The sequence below is a fragment of the Clostridioides sp. LIBA-7602 genome, from assembly GCF_056688945.1.
Genome location: NZ_CP196992.1, coordinates 128,505 through 147,831, shown reverse-complemented (window position 1 = coordinate 147,831; position 19,327 = coordinate 128,505). Strand labels below are relative to the sequence as shown.

Annotated in this window: 16 protein-coding genes; 11 read left to right on the top strand and 5 right to left on the bottom strand. The window is 23.2% G+C overall.

The window, feature by feature from the left end; translation table 11 throughout:
- The first annotated feature begins 686 nt into the window (after window positions 1-686).
- The 3 genes from ACTG45_RS20590 to ACTG45_RS20580 are packed head-to-tail and all read left to right on the top strand — an operon-like array spanning window position 687 to window position 4,004.
- A complete protein-coding gene (locus tag ACTG45_RS20590) occupies window positions 687-1,607 on the top strand; it encodes a DNA polymerase III subunit delta (protein WP_021383430.1) in 921 nt (306 codons plus the stop codon).
- Window positions 1,595-3,076 carry a DNA polymerase III subunit gamma/tau gene (gene dnaX, locus ACTG45_RS20585; RefSeq protein WP_021383406.1) on the top strand — a complete coding sequence of 494 codons (1,482 nt, stop codon included), beginning with the start codon at window positions 1,595-1,597 and terminating at the stop codon, window positions 3,074-3,076. Before ACTG45_RS20590 ends, dnaX begins: the two co-directional genes overlap by 13 nt.
- Window positions 3,077-3,110: 34 nt before the next feature.
- On the top strand, window positions 3,111-4,004 hold the full coding sequence (locus tag ACTG45_RS20580) for a single-stranded DNA-binding protein (RefSeq protein WP_102822250.1): 894 nt from the start codon (window positions 3,111-3,113) through the stop codon (window positions 4,002-4,004).
- Window positions 4,005-4,155: 151 nt separating this feature from the next.
- On the opposite strand, the gene ACTG45_RS20575 is transcribed toward ACTG45_RS20580, so the two are convergent.
- The 4 genes from ACTG45_RS20575 to ACTG45_RS20560 all read right to left on the bottom strand — a co-directional run bounded on the left by ACTG45_RS20575 (window position 4,156) and on the right by ACTG45_RS20560 (window position 7,584).
- Window positions 4,156-4,749 carry a peptidoglycan-binding domain-containing protein gene (locus ACTG45_RS20575; protein ID WP_021383358.1) on the bottom strand — a complete coding sequence of 198 codons (594 nt, stop codon included), beginning with the start codon at window positions 4,747-4,749 and terminating at the stop codon, window positions 4,156-4,158.
- A gap of 202 nt (window positions 4,750-4,951) precedes the next feature.
- Entirely contained in the window at window positions 4,952-5,323 is a 372-nt protein-coding gene (locus ACTG45_RS20570) for a BlaI/MecI/CopY family transcriptional regulator (protein ID WP_044212754.1), read from the bottom strand.
- Window positions 5,324-5,410: 87 nt separating this feature from the next.
- Complete coding sequence (locus tag ACTG45_RS20565) at window positions 5,411-5,992, bottom strand: hypothetical protein (protein ID WP_102822249.1); 582 nt, start codon at window positions 5,990-5,992, stop codon at window positions 5,411-5,413.
- A 527-nt stretch (window positions 5,993-6,519) separates the two neighbouring features.
- Complete coding sequence (locus ACTG45_RS20560; RefSeq protein ID WP_021383405.1) at window positions 6,520-7,584, bottom strand: hypothetical protein; 1,065 nt, start codon at window positions 7,582-7,584, stop codon at window positions 6,520-6,522.
- Window positions 7,585-8,661: 1,077 nt separating this feature from the next.
- Here ACTG45_RS20560 and ACTG45_RS20555 point away from each other — a divergent pair.
- Window positions 8,662-10,230, top strand: coding sequence for a hypothetical protein (locus tag ACTG45_RS20555; protein ID WP_102822248.1), 1,569 nt, complete (start codon window positions 8,662-8,664; stop codon window positions 10,228-10,230).
- Between the two features lie 342 nt (window positions 10,231-10,572).
- Here ACTG45_RS20555 and ACTG45_RS20550 read toward each other — a convergent pair whose 3' ends face one another.
- Window positions 10,573-11,298, bottom strand: coding sequence for a hypothetical protein (locus tag ACTG45_RS20550; RefSeq protein ID WP_102822247.1), 726 nt, complete (start codon window positions 11,296-11,298; stop codon window positions 10,573-10,575).
- Window positions 11,299-11,463: 165 nt separating this feature from the next.
- On the opposite strand from ACTG45_RS20550, the gene ACTG45_RS20545 reads away from it, so the two are divergent.
- The 7 genes from ACTG45_RS20545 (at window position 11,464) to ACTG45_RS20515 (ending at window position 18,809) form a co-directional block, all read left to right on the top strand.
- The gene (locus ACTG45_RS20545; RefSeq protein WP_102822246.1) at window positions 11,464-13,149 is read left to right on the top strand and encodes an ATP-dependent helicase; all 1,686 of its coding nucleotides are present in this window, start codon (window positions 11,464-11,466) and stop codon (window positions 13,147-13,149) included.
- 14 nt (window positions 13,150-13,163) lie between these two features.
- Window positions 13,164-13,385, top strand: a complete 222-nt coding sequence (locus ACTG45_RS20540) for a hypothetical protein (protein WP_021383377.1) — start codon at window positions 13,164-13,166, stop codon at window positions 13,383-13,385.
- A 246-nt stretch (window positions 13,386-13,631) separates the two neighbouring features.
- Window positions 13,632-14,492 carry a hypothetical protein gene (locus ACTG45_RS20535; RefSeq protein WP_102822245.1) on the top strand — a complete coding sequence of 287 codons (861 nt, stop codon included), beginning with the start codon at window positions 13,632-13,634 and terminating at the stop codon, window positions 14,490-14,492.
- Window positions 14,489-15,541, top strand: coding sequence for a DNA polymerase III subunit beta family protein (locus tag ACTG45_RS20530; RefSeq protein ID WP_102822244.1), 1,053 nt, complete (start codon window positions 14,489-14,491; stop codon window positions 15,539-15,541). Before ACTG45_RS20535 ends, ACTG45_RS20530 begins: the two co-directional genes overlap by 4 nt.
- Window positions 15,542-15,597: 56 nt before the next feature.
- On the top strand, window positions 15,598-16,725 hold the full coding sequence (locus ACTG45_RS20525) for a DUF3854 domain-containing protein (protein ID WP_102822243.1): 1,128 nt from the start codon (window positions 15,598-15,600) through the stop codon (window positions 16,723-16,725).
- A gap of 434 nt (window positions 16,726-17,159) precedes the next feature.
- Complete coding sequence (locus ACTG45_RS20520) at window positions 17,160-18,398, top strand: ParM/StbA family protein (RefSeq protein ID WP_021382296.1); 1,239 nt, start codon at window positions 17,160-17,162, stop codon at window positions 18,396-18,398.
- Window positions 18,399-18,419: 21 nt separating this feature from the next.
- Entirely contained in the window at window positions 18,420-18,809 is a 390-nt protein-coding gene (locus ACTG45_RS20515; RefSeq protein ID WP_102822242.1) for a hypothetical protein, read from the top strand.
- Window positions 18,810-19,327: the final 518 nt, after the last annotated feature.

Genomic DNA, 19,327 nt, shown 5'->3' with positions numbered 1-19,327 from the left:
TTTTTTACTCCTTATACTGTATTTTAAAAATACAAAAAAGCCTTGATTATTAATATCAAGGCTGAGACATCTAATTTACATTAACTTCCATCTTTTTTATAAGTAAAATAACTATCAAAAGTATTGCAAGGATTTATGATATATGATATTATTATCGTATATTATAAGTAAATAAGAAGTCTACTTTGCACATGATAATTAATACTGTGGTCATTTGTTTTTATTAATTTTCAGTTTGATAAATGAATTGGCGTTCATTACCAAACGTGTCGCATGTAGGCTTTTTTTATTTTTTGTTTGTTTTATTATATTATATTTTATAATGTAATTTTTTGCAATTATTTTTATATTTTGCTTTTATTTGATATATTTTATAATTATTTAATACACAATAATTCATAAAAAAACTTTTTGTTTTTTATGATTAACTTTCATTTTATGAAGTAAAGTGCATATTTTTAATATAAAAAAAACAAAAATTGTTAAAAAATAGTCATTTATTTTTCATTAAATATTCTCTTCTAAGAGTGTTAAAAGAAATCTTTTCTAAATTTTTCATACTTATCCTAAAAAAATTCAAAAAAAATTCAAAAAAGAACCATATTATATAAAACTAAAATTAATCATTTATTGATAAAAAAAATAAGCTGTATTTATTAGCAATATAAACAAGGAGGGTAAAGTTAATGAAAAGTAAGTTGTTAATTACAAATAATTATTACAGTGTAAAAAAAGAAATTGAAGTACTTGAAAAAGCTTTAAATTTTAAAGATATTAATATTGAAAAAATTACAACAAAAATAGATATTAATGACTTAATATCTAGAATAGAAATAATGCCTATAGTAGATTCTTTTAGAGTATTGATTATTGATATAAATAAATATTCTAGTAAAGAGTTAAATGTGATTACTAAAGCTATATCTATATCAAGAACTTGTATAGTTTTATCTATTTATTATACAAAAGATATTTTTGATAAAGGAGATAAAACTATAGTAAAGATATTTCAAGACTCCAAGATTGAAATAAAAAAATATTTAACTATAGTGAAATCAGAAGTTGAAAAAATTTTATTATATCATAATTTAAATTTAAATCCAAATATATTTATTAATTCAGACAATATGGATGTAGTTCTAAATGATATAAAAAAAATAAGTTCATTAGATAATAATTTTAAGAATTATGAAGAATATTTATCTGAGTCATTTAATAAAAATACATTTGATTTAATAGATGCTATTGAAAGTAAAGACATAACCAAAGCAATAGAATTATACAAAACCATTTCAAAAACATCGAACATAATAGGTATTAATTTAACTTTATTGAATCATTTTAATTTAATGAGACAAATACAAAGTATACCTAAAAATATAAGAAATATATTATATGAAAGAGAAAAATCAGTAAAAGGCAAAGCAAATTATATACATGAATTTAGACTTAAAATTTTAGAAGATAAGGCTAAGAGAAGTACATTAGACTTAGAATTTACAGTAAATGAGTTACTAGAAAATGATTTAAATAAAAATAAAATAAATCTTGAGAAATCAATAGTAAAAATAATACTGAGGGGAGAAAAAATAAAATGTCATTATTAGCAAATAGATATAGACCAAAATTATTTAAAGAAGTAACTGGACAAGGTCATATACCTTCCATTCTTTTAAATCAAGTAAAAAATAGAAATATAACAAATAGTTATATTTTTAAAGGACCTAAGGGAAGTGGCAAAACTACAAGTGCAAGAATATTAGCCAAAGCAATTAACTGTCTTAGTCCTATTGATGGAGAACCTTGTTTACAATGTGAGAATTGTAAATCTATAGAAAATAATACATCAATTGATATATATGAATTGGATGCAGCTTCTAACAATGGTATAGATAATATTAGAGAAATAATTGATAGTATTAGATATGCTCCATCTAACTTAAAATATAAGGTTTATATAATAGATGAAGCTCATAGACTATCTGCACAGGCAGCTGATGCTTTTCTTAAAACTTTAGAAGAACCACCATCATATGTAGTTTTTATATTGGCAACAACAGATGCGAACCAATTGCCAGCTACTATCAGGTCAAGATGTCAGTTATTTGATTTTAGAAGAATAGCTGTAGAAGATATTTTAACTAGATTAAAACATATTAATTTGTTAGAAAAAGGTGATTTAGAAGAAAAAAGCTTAATGCTAATAGCTAAACTAGCAGATGGAGCATTAAGAGATGCAGTAAGTTTGTTAGAAAAAGTAATCAGTTCAAATAAAAAATCATATGAAGATATAGTTGAGTTACTAGGTGTAGCATCAAATGAAATTTGTCTTAAAATAACAGAGAAATTAATAAATAAAAAAAGTGATGAAGCAGTAGAGGAATTTTACACTATAATTAAATCTGGAAAAAGTATAGAAATATTTATTAATGACTTAATGACCACTTTTAGAAATATAATGCTTATTAAATGTGGAGCAGATACAAATATAATTGCTATGAATGAAAATTATATAAAGAAAGTACAGTATTTTGCAAAACAAATAAATTTTGAAAACATATTTGAGATAATAGATATATTACAAGACGCAGAAAGTAAATTGAGAAAGACATCTCAAGTATCTATTTTAGTTGAAATGACACTAATAAAAATAAGTAGATTGAATAGAAATAAACAGATTAATAGTGATTTCCCAAATGATCTTGAAGATATAGAAATTGAGGAAATAGAGATTAATTCAATTAATAATAATATAGCAAATAATAATATTGAAGAGAAAGGAAATAATATTTTACTTGATCAAATAAGAACAAATATAGTTAACTATTTAAAAAATAAAACTAATCCAAATCTAGTATACATATCCAATATAATCAATAACTCAGCATTTAAGGAAGATTTTGATGAAAATATAATAAGAATTTCTGTGGCAATTAGTACAAATAAAAAAGAAAATGACTATGCTATAGATTATTTAAAAGAATTCGAAACCTCAGAGAACTACATAAAGAGAGAAATAATAAGTGCATTCTCTAAAAATAATATTAATACACAATTTGAAATTGTAATAGAATAAAAAATCAAATTATATATAAAAAGGGGATTTTAATATGATTAATAATATTAACATAGAGGGTAATTTAGTAAGTGATGGAACTTTTAGAAATTCTGAATCTGGCTCATTATCATATTTTAACACTATTGCTTTAAATTCAGTAAACTCTAAAGGAGAAAGAGAACGTTATTTCTTTCCTATAAGAGCTCATGGAAAATTAGCTCTATATATGGCTAAAACAGCACGTAAAGGAAATGAGATAACTATATCAGGTTCTTTAACTCAGAATCCTTTAAACAAAGAAATTAATATTCTAGTAAATAAATATACAAATCATGATTTAAATAGAGTAAAGGTATCTAGATATAACCCAAATAGTAATTCTTATAATCAAGGAAATGGTTATAATCAGAGTAACAATAATCAAGGTAATCATTATAGTCAAAGTAATAATTCTTATGACCAAGGAAATGGCTATAATCAGAATAACAATAATCAAGATAATCGTCATAGTCAAAATGATAATCCGTATAATCAAGATAATCGTCATAGTCAAAATGATAATCCGTATAATCAAGGTAATCATTATAGTCAAAGTAATAATTCTTATAATCAAGAAAATAGTTATAATCAGAATAACAACAATCAAGATAATCGTTATAGTCAAAATGATAATCTGTATAATCAAGATAATCATTACAATCAAAATAATAGCTCTTATAACCAAAGAAATAGTTATAATCAAAATAATAATAATCAAGATAATCGTTATAGTCAAAATGATAATCCTTATAATCAAAGTAATAATAATCCTTATAACCAGGGAAATAATTTCAATCAAAATAATAATCAGTTAGATCCTTACAATTGGACAGACTATGATGAATCAAAAAGTAATAAGGATTCTAGAGAAATAGATTGTAAAGATTTTAGTGGACTATATGTATAGAATAGATACCATGATTATCCATTTAAATACACTTTATACCATTTTTATTTAAAGTAATGAATATTTATGCAATAAAAAAAAGCCACTCTTATGGGTGGCTTTAAAGCCCTTAAAAAACATTTAATTTTATCTTTAAATATAAATTGTAAAATTACATGCGTAAAAGATTCGCCAATCTATCATATGTATTATATCCAACAATTCCATCAGAAGTTAGTGAATATGCTCTTTGAAATTTTTTTACTGCATTATATGTATCATCCCCAAATATTGAATCTACTTGTACTGTATATTTAACAGCACATAACATAAGTTGAGCACAATGTACATTATTACCCCTTGTTGTGTATCCATATCCAACAGTAATTCTTGTGCTTATAGTATAATTGCTATCTCCTGAGATTTTAATCGTTGCTTTCTCAGCGTCATAAGCACCATTAAAATGTGAATAAACTCCTATATCATAATCATCTGACTTAAGTAAATTTGAATTTACTGGTACAAAAATTTCTGCATCAGGTTCAGGTGTTATATTTAATGCCTTACATTTCTCATCATAATTATCTTTTATGTCTTGTGGAGCATCTTTATATATATATTTGTATGCATCTACTTCAAATTTAATTATTTTATTTTCAGATGTATTTTCACCTCCTTGTGTTTCTGTTTCTGCAAAAGCTGTATTTGTAAATACAAGCATTGAGCAGCAAATTACTGCTAGTGTTTTCTTTAACTTCTTTAACATAATGTCCTCCTAAAAATATTATTATTCTATTACATATTTGTAGAATATGATAGATATCTCTATTTTATCAGAATTTTTAGGAATTTAACCTATTTTTTTACATTTTTATTTATAAAGTTTTTATATATCTTTTAGTGGCATTGCATAATCTATATTATTAAAATTGAACATTGAACTGGATACAATAGTCTTATTTCCAAATTTATTTATCAAAATTATTTGCTATTTCTATAAGATATTCAAATTCTTCTTTACTTAAGATATTATCTTCATATAATGAAAGAAATACACTTTCTACTGAATTATTATGCATGTTACTTACAAAATCTTTTGTTACATAGTTTAAGTATTCTCTATATTCAATTATAATTTTATAATGTGTGTATCTATCAATTTTTTCAGTTGATAAAAATTTTCTTTTAACAAGCCTTGATAGAAGTGTTAGCGTAGTTGTCTGTTTCCAATCATATTCATTTTGCATTGCTTCAATGACTTCTTTAGAAGTTACATCATCATTTTTTTTCCAAATAAATTTCATTACTTTTAGTTCTGCTGGTGGTATTTTTTGTATCATTTTATTCATCATAGGTTGACTTACCTCCTATCAGGATATATTCTAATTTAATACTACAAAATTAGAATAATTAAGTCAATAGAAATTTTATCGGCTATATCGTTGAATTCCATCCAATATGAATTGTGTAAGTATGTCCTGTTTTTTGAAACTTTTATTTTTTTCAGTGAACTCTAGAAATTTATTATATACATCTGAATATATTTTAAAAGATTTAACTAATATATCACCAGTTAGATTTTCAGTATTTATTTTAAATTGTATGACATCTACTATATTTTTCTCTTCTTCAGCTTTTTTAAAAAATTCAATAGCTTTAAAAATATCTTCTTTATTTTCAATAAGCTCTCTTAGATCTTTCTCTAATTTTTTTATTTCATATATCGGACTCATAGATTCACTAGAATTAATACTTATAGAATCATGTGGTATTACTGAAGTATTACTATAGTAAGAAGGATTTTCTTTGTTACTAGAATTAATTTTATTGTAACATTTATTTACTTGATCTAATTCATATCCAGCTTTTTTTATACGATCTCGCCAAGTTGATGATGGTAAACTTAAATTTCTACATACTTCTGCTTTAGATAATCCCAAAGACATTTTTTGATTGAAGTAATTTATTTGTTCATTAATTGTTAATTTATCAAATTCTTTTCTATTCAATGAATATTTCCCCCTATATTATTATAAAGTTAGTATATATCTATATTTTAATAAGATATTATAAAAATAATACTTTTGTAATATCCAATATATTTTACAGTTGTAACGTATTAGTAATTTATATATATTTTAGCATCATTAACATATAAAAAGTAGACTTTATGTTTAATTAGAGAAAATTATAGTAATCTATATTAAAAAGCTTTATTAAAACATTTAGTTAAGACATTTAATTAAAACATTAATTAGCAAAAACGTAATATACATGTATTATAGTATTATCAATGTATACATAAATTCATAAATAAAAAAAATATAATTATGTTAATAATATTTTTTGTTATTGTTAAAAAAAAATATTAAACTATTAATAAAAAACTTTCTTTTATAATAAAATGTGGATAAAATATGTAAAAAAAAAGATACATTTAATTAGATAATGAATTTATCTAATTAAATGTATCTTTTTTTTGCATAGTAAATTAAGAGTAATGGACTTTTATTACCCCTAATTAATATATTTTATTTTAGTATAAACTACCAATATTCAAAATTGATTTTGTTATAAAAGACCTTACAAATCCACCAGGATTATGTATATTATTAATATTTATGTTATCTTCATAATAAGTGTTATCAAACATATAATTTAAAGCAATTAATACTTTTTTAAATCCAAATTCGATAGAAAGATTAACTAATTCATTTACAATAAGAGTTTTTTCAGATTCAAGTTTTATATTTGTATCTAATAAAGGTTTTTTAAACTTAAATCTTAATAATGTATCAGAGTAATTAGAACTAAATGAGAAATTTCCATTATTAAATAAATTTAATATTCTTTTTTGAGTTGAATCTCTGAAATTTTTATTAAATTCAGATTTGGATTTATAATTAGTAATATCTAATCGATTTCCTAAAGGTTTAAATCTAGAATTTTTACTATATATAATATTATTAATTAACTTGCTTGATTTTTTTATATACTCAGGTAAAGTATTTACTAAATTTTCTTTATTAAACACAATTTTTTTACCTCTACTTTTTTTAGCTGCATCAATCCATAGCAATTTTTTTAGCTCAACCTTTAACTCATTAATACAATTTATATCCAAAAAATTAGCTAGATCATCAGTAGTTAATGTTATATACCCACCACCACCATTTTTCTTTTTAAAATGATTTTTATATTCATCACATATTACTATATCAAATTTTCCATAGCCATTAGAAGAAGGTGTAAAGTATGCTAATCCTAAAATAGAAAGTAAATTTTGATTTCTTCTAGCTGTTGGAACTGATATTCCACATAACGTAGCTATATCTTTATAGCTTACATGTTTTCTAACAAAACATTTATTATAAGGCAAAAAATGATACAGTAAATATTGTTTTATTAAAGATTTAGTAACAGATATAATTTGTATGGAATCATTTTTCAATAGACCATTTTCTTTTTCAAGTTCATAATATCCATCATTTATTTTAACTATATCTATTTTATTTTTAAAAATAGATATTACTTTTTTTATTTTTAATTTAGAGATTCTAGTATTTGGTTTTAAATCTTCAAATAATAGCTTATTAGTCATTTTTTACCTCCTTTCATGTTTTATTTTACATACATAATAAAATATAAGCATATATTACATAAAATATAAATAAAAGTCTACATAAGAAAGGTTCGCAGATTCTATTGTCTTTCTAGTAGAAGCATTGAAATTACTAATATAAAAAAAGGTTCGCAGATTTCATTGTCTTTTTGGTGTGAAGCAGCATTTTCAACTGTTTGGTTATAAATTTGCAAAGATATGATTAAGGTGAAAAAATTTTTCGACATTTTTTACTGCCTGAAAACATTGAAAAATAGAAAGGTTCGCAGATTCTATTGTCTTTTTAATAAATAAGATTCTATTAAAATGGAAAGGTTCGCAGATTCTATTGTCTTTTTATATGTAAATATATATTAAAATAATAATATTTCTAAATTTTGTCGATTTTTATGTTTACAAATTGATGGATAAAGATATTTTTATATTAGAGATATAAGAAAGGTTCACAGATTTCATTGTCTTTTTTTATATGAAAAGCAATAATTATATAGGTACTAATGTTAAATGTGTAAGAAAGGTTCGCAGATTTCATTGTCTTTTTTGAATATAAAAGTAGTGGTTATATTTATACTAATATTGTATATATAAGAAAGGTTCGCAGATTCCATTGTCTTTTTGGATATAAAAAAGTAGCAACTATATATAGACTAATGTTAAATGTATAAGAAAGGTTTGCAGATTCCATTGTCTTTTTGAATATAAAAAAAGTAGCAACTATATATAGACTAATGTTAAGTATATAAGAAAGGTTCGCAGATTTCATTGTCTTTTTGAATATAAAAAAAGTAGCAACTATATATAGACTAATGTTAAGTATATAAGAAAGGTTCGCAGGTTTCATTGTCTTTTTAAATGTAAAAATATATATAAGAGAGATTAATAGGTTATATTGTTCTCTTAACTAATTATCAAAAGTAAAATTAATAATATGATTTTTATACAATGTAAAATGTTTAATATTACTATATAATTTTTAAATAATGTACATAATGTATTAAATATATGTTTTATTAAACAATAAATTAATGTATTATAATATCTGAAGGGGGTGATAAAATGTTGTATGAAAAGTTAGATGAAAAACTTGAATTTAGCGAAAAAGAACAACAAAATTTTTTGAATTTAATAATACATGCTATTTATGAACAAGAAAAATTTAAATTTATCACACAAAGGTTTTTTGAAGTATATATGATAAAAGAGCATGATACTATAGAAAATGTGAGACCTATTTTTGAAGATTTTTTATCATCAACTATTTTATCTAAATTAAATTATTTAACAACTCCTAGAAAAACAAAAAAATTAAGGTCTCAAGAGATAACGTCTAGTTGGAGAATAAAGAATAATTGGGTAAAAATGGCATTAGATTCCATGAATAGTAATAAAGGTGAACCTAAATTACTGAAAAGAGAATATCTGTCTATTAGGGATGAATATCTTAAAAATCAAGGGAAAATAAAAAGTATTGATTTAGACTCTCCAGAACAATTAATAGAAATGAGAGAAACAACACTAAGAAATTGGGCATTTGATAGTTTTTATAACATATCAGATTTTCCATATTTATTTGAAATGTCAGATTCTAAAATAAAATCTGCTTTTTCACATGATTTACTTTTATGTATAACAGAGATACTTAAAGCACAATACGAATATGATATTAATAAAATTGTTCTTACTACACCTGCATATATAGCACCAGGCATATTTTTACCAACCATTAGGCCAAGAAAAATTAAAAATCTTGAAATAGTTAAGACAGATGATAATTCATATGTATCAAATGAATATAATGCTAAAGATCATAAAGGTGTTCAATTAAATTTATTGTACAAGTTCTCATTTGATTTTAAAGAAAAAAATGGATCAGATATAGAAAATTTTAGAACAGAATTATCTAATAGTGAAACTGAGAAAAAAGCTATGCCTAAAATATCACTGGATAAAAAAGACTTAGCAATTATTATTTATATTGAACGAATTTTTAATTTAGATACAGCAACATTTTATTTGGTTGATCTATTAAAGTTCTTAGGATTAGCAAGGGCTAAGAAGAATTATGATGATATTAGAGAACGCCTACTGAAACTTCCATATTATACAGTTGATAAGAGTGTTGAAAAAGGTGGTAAAATTAAAAGAAAAGGAACTTTTAATTTCTTTACATCAGTAGATATTATAACAACTGAAAGTAATAGAGAGATTGTAAAGGTAATAAGGGCAGTTCCTCCAGAATTTGATAGAGTTTCAACTGACCTGATGTATGAAAATGAATTAAAGAAATTAAAATTAGAGCAATCTATAAATTTAGCATATTTTCTTGAAGGTAGAAGAAATTATTTGATTAGATGTGGAGAAGATTTACAAAATAAAACGTATAGATTTTTTATTGATAATCTTAAATATGAAGTTCATATTGATAGTAAAAAAACTCTTAAAACTAATATGACGTATTTGGAACTAGCATTTAATGAAATAAAAATGAATCAATTTATAATAAAAGATTATGTCATGGGGAAGGACTATTTTGATGTATCTTTTTATGAAAATACAGAAAAACAAAGATGTTTGTTAAATAGTATAATAGGATCTTTACCAGAGTATATAAATGCATTAAAATAAATCCCTTTTATTTTTATAGGAGGGATTTATTTTAATTTAAATTAATTTTTTAAGATATTATAATCTTAAAGATATTTTTGATTGATTATAAATTCTTAAACTTATCAAATTCTTTTCTGTTCAGGACTATTAAACCCTATATTATTATAAATGTTAGTATGCATCTACGCTTTAATAAGATATTACAAAAATAATACTTTCGTAATATCTTATATATTTGTTTATCAAATTTTAATTTATCAGATTTTTTATGTTCAATAACTATTTTTCACTATATTATTATAAAGTGGTATATATCTATGTTTTAATAAAATATTACAAAAACAATACTTTTGTAATATTTTATATATTTTTTGAGAGATTATATTCTTCATATTCTTGAAATGCTTTGGCAGTATCATTATTTGGTGAAGGCAGATTTCTTTGGACCTTTGATACTATATCTTTGAATTCTTCAAACTCATAAAACTTTCCAAGAAAATCTAGATTCGAATTTTTACCTTTTATTATATTGTTATCAATATAATTTCTTTGAGATTGTAAATAACTTATATAACTATCATAATCTTTGATTAGCTGATTAACTAGTTCTTTATTATCACCTACAACAAGTTTTCTTATATCATTTAAAGCATCTAAATTGGACTTACAAGATGCAATACAAGTGTCAAGTAAAATTCTATAACTATCAATTGATTCTTTTGTACTCTGTATATCTTTAAAATTTTTATATGTTATATAAAAGTTAGAAGATAAAGATAAACTATATATGTATATATGGTTTTGAGTTTTATCATTAACTATTTTAGGAATTTCAATCCTTGGGAACCTAGTGTAAAAAATTTCATCTAATTCATTTTCATTTTGGGGTTCATCTAGTTCTTTGTTTTCTTTGCCATAATTTTCATCTCTCTTTGTTGAGTTTTTTATATTCTCAGATATATTATACTCAGCTTTTTTAGGGTTATTGAAAATCATAAAATAAAAAACTAATAATATAAGTACAACAAAGGATGATAAAAATATAATTAATACTAGTTTCTTGTCTTTTATTTTTCTTAAATTCATTTCTATTCCTCCAATTTATCTAAAATTTAATAATACTTAATATGGGGCAATTTAGCATTTTATTTGAAAATATTTAATTATTTTTTCAAATAAAATATTTATTTGCCCCATATTTATTGAAAATAAAAATAGCTGTATATCAGTAAAATTAAATGGAGGTTTTATATGAACTTATTAGGTGTTAATGAGGAACAACTTAAAGCTATAAAAACAAATAGTACTCATGTACTTGTAATAGCAGGAGCAGGATCTGGTAAAACAAAAACTATCAGTAAAAGAGTTTCTTATTTAATGAAAAAAAGGATTAGCTATAGAAATATATTTTGTATAACATTTACAAGGTATGCTTCTAATGAAATGAAAAAAAGAATTATGAATGAATCAGAAAATGGAGAAAAGGTATTTGTAAATACATTTCATATGTTTTCAACTTATATCTTAAAAAAATATGGTAACTTTAAAGGATATACTATGATTTCAGAGATTGAAAAAAAGAATTTAATCCAAAATATAACTAAGAGATTTCAAATAAATAAAAGTGATATTTTGATTAATGCAATAAAAAATTATGATATTCAAAATAAAAATAGAAGTATATCTTTAGCATTAAAAGAATATTTATTTACCCTAAAAAGATATAAATTACTTGATATAGACTTAATACTTCCATTATGCTCTGAACTTCTAAATGATGAAAATATTGCATCAGAAGTTAGAGATGAAATGAAGTATATTCTTGTAGATGAATATCAAGATTCAAATGATATACAAATAGAAATCATAGATAAAATATCACCAAATAATTTATATGTTGTTGGAGATGATTCACAAGCAATTTATGAATGGAATAATTCAAAGGTAGAATATATATTAAATTTTGAAAAAAAATATGGTGCAGAGGTTATAAGATTAGTAAAGAACTACAGAAATACAAATCAAATAATAAATTCAGCAAATAAAATAATATCACTTAATTTAAATCAAATAAAAAAAGAAATGGTAGGGTTTAAAAATGGCGAAGATATTGAGATTGTTACTACTGATAATCAAGAAATACAAAATATAAAGATAACTTCTCAAATTTGTAAGCATGTTTATGGTATTGATGATAAAAACATAGCAATATTATGTAGAACTAATATGGAAATAAAAAAATTATCCAAGGTCTTTATTAATTATGGTATAGAATTTAATAGCTCGATTAAAGAAAATAGTAATAGTAGGCTTCTTAATATCTTAACTTTAGCATCAAATCCACAAAATGATTTGTTAGCTGAAAGTATATTGAAACCTTCAGAAGAACAAAAAATAAGAGCATTGAAGGAAAGTATAAGCATATTTGAAAGTATTAAATTTGATAATAAATCGGAAGAAATTTTAAACTTTGAAAAACTAAATAATTGTATAAAAACATCCACAGCAATAAGAGCATACGAATTAGCTAAGAAGTTATTCAAAATAGAAGATATTGTTTTAAAAAATAAAATAAAAAAATGGATCTCAAATAGTACTGTTATTAAACAAAAAAATATTGGATTTATTGAATATCTTTGTTATGAAAATACAAAGGGAGGACAAGAGTGTTTAAAAGAAAACAATAATAATGTAAACTTATTAACTATTCATTCTTCAAAGGGATTAGAATTTGATGTAGTGATAATTCCAAACTTATATGAAGAAAATTTTCCTAGAAAAAATGAAAGTTTGGAATCAGCAAGAAGGCTTTTTTATGTAGCATTAACTAGAGCTAAAGAAAAAGTAATATTGTATATTCCTAAAAACTCTGAAGAATATGGGAAAAAGATAAAAAATAGAGAACCAAGTATTTTAATAAAAGAAATAACTAACTAGAGGAGTGAGATATTATGAAGTTTAGTAATATAAGAATAGAGCTTTTTTCAATTTTGAACAATATAAATAAAAACAACATAAATAAAGTAATATTACCTTATATACAAAATAGTCCTATTTTTTATATAACTGATGAAGACAAGAAAATAATAAATATTGTTTTAAAAGAATTTTTGGAAAGTAAAGATATTAGGAGCTATAGTATTAATGAGAATCATGTAGCTATAAGTCTTTAAAAATAAATTAATGATATTTATTAAGAGCAACACTAAAGTATTACTTTAGTATTATTTTCAATAAACGTATTACTTAATTAAAAACATCACTAAAACTAATTGGTTCATAGTGATGTTTTTATTTTTTGGAATTTTTCAAAAAAATAAAAGTTTTGACCCATATTAAAGATAAGAAAAATTTAAGCTAATTTTTAGTAAATAAAAAATAAACTGTTTTAATCAGTTAAAAAAAGGGGGACATATGTTATGTCAAGCAACATAAAACAAATATTTAAATCTGGTCGTGATACAAAGGTATTTGCTGTAGAAGATGATTTAAGTGTAAATGATTTTTATAATGAAATAGGTATTTTAAAAGCTATATTACATTCAAAGGTATCTAGAATAACAATGATAATAAATGATTCAAAAAACAATGGTAATACAAAACTAAAGTTCTGTTTTAATGTTAATGAATGGAAAGAATTCAGCGATTTATTAAAAGATGGTCCAGAAGGTTTTGGGAAGAATTGTGTAAATACAAATACTAAACCTAAATATAAAAAGACGAAGATAAATAAATATACAAGCTTTGAAGATGGATATAAAGAAATAAGAAATTTTAGTGTATCTTGTAACAAAGACAATCAGAAAGAAGGTAAATATTATTGGACAATTAGTATATCTATTGGAAAAGGAAAGTTAAAAGACCCTAAGAACAGTTACAAAGGCATAATTAAAGAAACTTATTCTGAATTAAAACAAAACTACTTTGTTTTACAGACTGAAGAAATTAATGAAATGATTGAAATGGTAAATAAATATATACCTTTATGGGAAAATAGTATGTTCCCCATTTTTCTTGAAAATAGAAAGGCATTTAGCAAAAGGTTAATTGAAAATAATTCTGATTATGGAACTATTGGTAGATGGAATAATTCGCCTAATAAAGATTCAGGTGATTATATAAAAAATAATGTAAATGATACTAAAAATAGCGAGTTCTGTTCAGCATGTAATGTACATGTTGATGAAAAAACAGAAAAAATAACAAATTCAAAATATGGTAGAACCTTGTGCTATAAATGTTCTAATGAATTAAATAAAACCAAAGGAGATAAAAAATGATAATAAAAAGAGAAGATATAAAGCAAATACTTGTACAAGCTAGTAAATTTGGAGAATATGTTCAACTACAAATTGAAGATTATAAAGCAATAGTAAAGAGTGTAGGGAAAAAAAATATATATTTTGAAGCAGAGATTAAAAAAATTGAAAATCCTATAGAAGGAGAATTTTATATTTTTGATAAACAAGCCCTAGATATTTTGCAAAAATGCCCTAAAGATGTAACTATTGAAAAAACCAAGAAAAATAAAATTAATATAAAATCTGGCGAATTTAAAGTGAGTCTAGCTGAGACAAAGCAAAGTATCATAGACATTGACGAACCAGAAATCAATTATTGTTTAACTGTAAAAAACTTAAATAAAGTAAAAAATGTTAGATATGCAGCGGCATCTAAAGATACTAGGCCAGCACTAGAATGTGTTTATTTTGAAGTAAATCCAGATATAGGGAAAATAAGAATAATAGCTACAGACTCTTATAGAATAGCTATTGATGAAATTAATTATGTATGTAATGAGAAAATAAAGAAAGGCTCATTTCTATTAGATAAAAAAGTTCTAGGTGATGTAATAAGTAAAGATGATGATTGTGCAGTACTAGGTGTATGTGATAATAAAATTATATTTGCATTTGAAAATGGTATTGTTATAGGTATTGATACTTTAGCAGAAAACTATATTGATATTGAACGTATGTTGGCAAGTATGAAATTTAGTTTTCAATTTAAAATAAAGCGAGAAGCTTTTACTAAATCAATAAAAAGATGTAAAATAGGTGATAAAAATTCAATTAAATTATCTATTGGAAAAAGTAGTTTAGGTATAGAAATGGATTCAAATGAAACTTCAATTTATATAACTGATGAGATTGAGATAGTAGGAGTTGATGAATGCTTAGAGGTTAATCTATCATTAAATTATCTTTCAGATGCTCTTGAAAATATGAACTCTGAATATATTACTGTAAAATACAGTGATAACAGTACATTTCCGATATTAATAGAGGATGATAGCAATAAAGCTATTATACTTCCTGTTGCTAAATAAAATATTAAAAGGGATATTTATAATATCCCTTCTTCAGATTGGAGGATTAATTTAATATGGATTATTTTGATAATGAAGAAAAATTAAATATTATTAATGTTGCATTAAAATGTGATGTTGAATTAATTAAAACAATTGATAGCTCTAGAGTATTGGCACATTGTCCATTTTGTGATGATAGAAGTGGACATATGTACTTGACTATAGAAAATAAGGAATTTAGAAATTTTTATAAATGTTATAAATGTGGGAGTTATGGCAGTTCAGTTTCTTTATATGCTAAATCAAAGGGTATAACTACTAAGGAAGCATATATAGAATTAATTAATGATATTTCAAGAGAGAGACTAAATGTCAGCAAAAAAATAATTGAAAAGGTACAAAAAAAAGGTAATTCTTGTGATATTAAAGATGTAAATTATCTAGATTCTATATATAGAGTATTTTTAGATTCACTTATACTAGAGGATAAACATTTTAACAATCTAAAAAATAGAGGGTTAAATGATTTTATTATAAAAAAGAACTTGTATAGAACAATAGATATTAAATATAAAGAAAGAATAAGAATTTGCAAAAACTTAATCAATTTAGGATTTGATTTAAAAGGTGTTCCAGGTTTCTATAATGATAAATTTGGCAAATGGAATTTTGTATCTAAAAAAGGATTTTTAATTCCAATTGGAAATCTTGATGGAAGAATTATATCCCTACAAATAAGAATGGATGATGAAGAACTTATATCAAATAAAAATCTAAAATCAAGATATAAATATTTCTCATCATATAAATATCAAGATGGAACAAAAGCTATTGCAGCAATCCATTATATAAAAGGAAGTAATAATGACAACTCAATAATCATTACAGAAGGACCACTTAAAGCTGATATAACTAATTTCTTTAGTAATAAGTCTATTATAGCAATTCCAGGTGTGTCCATAGGACATAGTGAAGTTGTAAGGATGATTAAAAGTTTGGGCAATCCCTTAGCTATAATTTGTTTTGACATGGATTTATATGACAATATTAATGTTAAAAGAAGCATGATTGAATTATGTAAAAAATTTAATGAAAATAATATATCTTTTGTATATAAGTCTTGGAAGGAAAAATATAAAAAAAATAAAAATCTAAAGGGCATAGATGATTTGCTATACCATGAGTATAAAAACAGAGTATAGGTTGAATGTTAATATTCAATCTATACTCTATTTTTATTAAAAGAAACTTAGTAAAACTAAGATTTTATTTGTATAAAATTTTTTAAGGGAATCCTATGAAAAAAATAGAAATTTAAGTATAAGGTATCATAAATAATCTTATATAATAAATATCATAAATATAATAAATATCATAAATATTATATTTATGATATTTATTATATAAAATTAATGTAGAAATATTTCACAGGTGTAGAACTAAGATTTTATTTGTATAAAACTCTTTAAAGGAATCTTATGAAAAAAATAGAAATTTAAATATAAGGTATAATAAATAATTATTTGTGATAAATATAATATTTATTATATTTATGATATTTATAATAAATATGGTATTTATTATAAATATTATGTATAATTAATATAGAAATATTTTACAGACAAGGAGAAAAAATATGGATAATAAGAAAGAGATTTTAGAAGTAAATACACCTATTGAAGAAAATATATGTACAATAAAATTAAAAGTTGGAAATGATACAGGAAATAGTGAACATAAGGTAATGATTAATGGAGACTTAATAAGACAACCAAATGTCATTTCAAGAGTAAGAAATATACCAATATTAGATGATGTAAATGAGAAAAATATGATAGAGCATATAGAGGATAATTTAATTGTAAAGATAATGTCTGATAATGAAAATGTAGAAACAGGAACTTATCTAATTGGAAAGTATGCACTCAATAGTGGAAATAAAGTGCGAAGCATAGAGATTGGACAAGATAATGATAAAGCGGAGAGTAACATAGTATTTATAAGTACACTGGCTCAGATAGCAGGATACTCAGTTAAAGAAGCATATAAAAATAATAAATTAGAGGATAAAATAATAGCTAATATTGATATGTGTGGAGCTCTTCCAATAACTCAGCATAATAAAGTAGTAGTAAATGAACTATGTAAAAAATTCATGGAAGATTCTGCTATAGTAAAAGTTGTTTTACCAAGTAAAACAATAACTGTTGAATTAAATTTTGATTTTGTTAATGTTCTTCCAGAAGGTGTAACTACTGTATTTGCATTAACAGAAGCAGAGGATGAGTTATTTGAATCTTATAATGAAATTAATGAAGATAAGTTAAATAAAGAATATTTTAAAGATAAAAGAGTTTTACATGTTTCAATTGGAGAGGGAACTACTGAATACCCTCTTACTGAAGGAATAGCTTATAGACCTGAACATATAAGGGGAAGTGATAATGGATTAGGAATAGCAATTAATAAATGTCTACCAGAATTCATGAAAAGTAAAGGGGTTCCAAACTATACTAGACAAAAATTTAGTGAGGTAATTAGAGATAAAGAACATAAATATCATGTATCAGCTTTAGACATACTTGATTTTTATATTGATGACCAATCAGAAGAAATACTTATCTGTTCTAAAGAAGAATTACAAAAAGCTAATAATGAAGTTGATATAATTCTTGTGTATGGTGGTGGAAGTATTTTAATGAGAAAATATTTAGAGCCTAAATTAAAGAAAATATGTGATAGAGCAGAAATTAAATTACTTTACATAGATGAAAAATATGCAGTTGTTTTGGAATGTATTGGGTTATCTAATTTTGTTAATTCTAAAATGTGGGAAGCTATAAAGAAACGATCTCTATCTTCTTTAAGTAAATAATTTTTGAAGGAGTATATCAACATGGATGAAAAAAAATCAAAACTTAAGATTTTGTATGTAGATGAAGAGTTACATGCCTTATTGAAGTCGGAATCATCTCGCAATAGAATGAGTATGCAAGAATTTGTAAAATACGTATTTGAACAGTATTTTAATGAGTCTGTTCAAAGTAAATATTCACTTGATAGAGAATATAATCAAAGGGAAGTAATTACAAATATTGATAACAAGGATTCAGATATTGAGAAATCTAATTTAAAGATTGAGGAAACAAAAAATTTAAATGATGTTAATTATAATAAAGATATTGAAATAAAAAAGCTTAATGACGATACTGTAGAAGAAGTAAAAGAAGAAGTAAAAGAAGAAGTAGTAGAAGATGATGTGGTAGCGTTGTATGCACCTTTTTAATAAAGATTAAATAAGTTTATAATAATATAAAGACCTATGTTACATAAAGTAATATAGGTCTTTATATTTGCTGGAAAAATACAGTGATAAATCTAATAATAAAATAATATTTTATATTTATAAAAATATTATTTGAAAAACTTTTACTAATGTTATAGAATATGCTCATAAGAAGCATTAAAAATTGCATTTTTTGGAAATTAAAAAGTAGCCATTTCACAATAAAAGGCTACTTTGCGATAAAAATATAGCTCACATCAAAAAAAATTTGAACTTTTTCCTTAAAAAACAAACAAAAAATATAATATAAAATCAATAATAGTTTGAAATATAATAATTTCAATTACAATTAAAATATAAATCAATAATTTAGTTATAAAAGTACTGTTTAAATAAATTTTTATCTTTAATTACGATAAAATCAAGTCACCCAAAATTGTGAAATGGCTACTTGAAAAGAAGATATTTATGTACATAATTGAGGTTATTATCAAATGAATTAATTGAAATTGGGGGGA

Excerpts from the sequence above, each read along its gene's own strand:
- ACTG45_RS20590 (WP_021383430.1), top strand. The coding sequence starts at position 687 with ATGAAAAGTAAGTTGTTAATTACAAATAATTATTACAGTGTAAAAAAA.
- dnaX (WP_021383406.1), top strand. The coding sequence starts at position 1,595 with ATGTCATTATTAGCAAATAGATATAGACCAAAATTATTTAAAGAAGTA.
- ACTG45_RS20580 (WP_102822250.1), top strand. The coding sequence starts at position 3,111 with ATGATTAATAATATTAACATAGAGGGTAATTTAGTAAGTGATGGAACT.
- ACTG45_RS20575 (WP_021383358.1), bottom strand. The coding sequence starts at position 4,749 with ATGTTAAAGAAGTTAAAGAAAACACTAGCAGTAATTTGCTGCTCAATG.
- ACTG45_RS20570 (WP_044212754.1), bottom strand. The coding sequence starts at position 5,323 with ATGATACAAAAAATACCACCAGCAGAACTAAAAGTAATGAAATTTATT.
- ACTG45_RS20560 (WP_021383405.1), bottom strand. The coding sequence starts at position 7,584 with ATGACTAATAAGCTATTATTTGAAGATTTAAAACCAAATACTAGAATC.
- ACTG45_RS20555 (WP_102822248.1), top strand. The coding sequence starts at position 8,662 with ATGTTGTATGAAAAGTTAGATGAAAAACTTGAATTTAGCGAAAAAGAA.
- ACTG45_RS20550 (WP_102822247.1), bottom strand. The coding sequence starts at position 11,298 with ATGAATTTAAGAAAAATAAAAGACAAGAAACTAGTATTAATTATATTT.
- ACTG45_RS20545 (WP_102822246.1), top strand. The coding sequence starts at position 11,464 with ATGAACTTATTAGGTGTTAATGAGGAACAACTTAAAGCTATAAAAACA.
- ACTG45_RS20540 (WP_021383377.1), top strand. The coding sequence starts at position 13,164 with ATGAAGTTTAGTAATATAAGAATAGAGCTTTTTTCAATTTTGAACAAT.
- ACTG45_RS20535 (WP_102822245.1), top strand. The coding sequence starts at position 13,632 with ATGTCAAGCAACATAAAACAAATATTTAAATCTGGTCGTGATACAAAG.
- ACTG45_RS20530 (WP_102822244.1), top strand. The coding sequence starts at position 14,489 with ATGATAATAAAAAGAGAAGATATAAAGCAAATACTTGTACAAGCTAGT.
- ACTG45_RS20525 (WP_102822243.1), top strand. The coding sequence starts at position 15,598 with ATGGATTATTTTGATAATGAAGAAAAATTAAATATTATTAATGTTGCA.
- ACTG45_RS20520 (WP_021382296.1), top strand. The coding sequence starts at position 17,160 with ATGGATAATAAGAAAGAGATTTTAGAAGTAAATACACCTATTGAAGAA.
- ACTG45_RS20515 (WP_102822242.1), top strand. The coding sequence starts at position 18,420 with ATGGATGAAAAAAAATCAAAACTTAAGATTTTGTATGTAGATGAAGAG.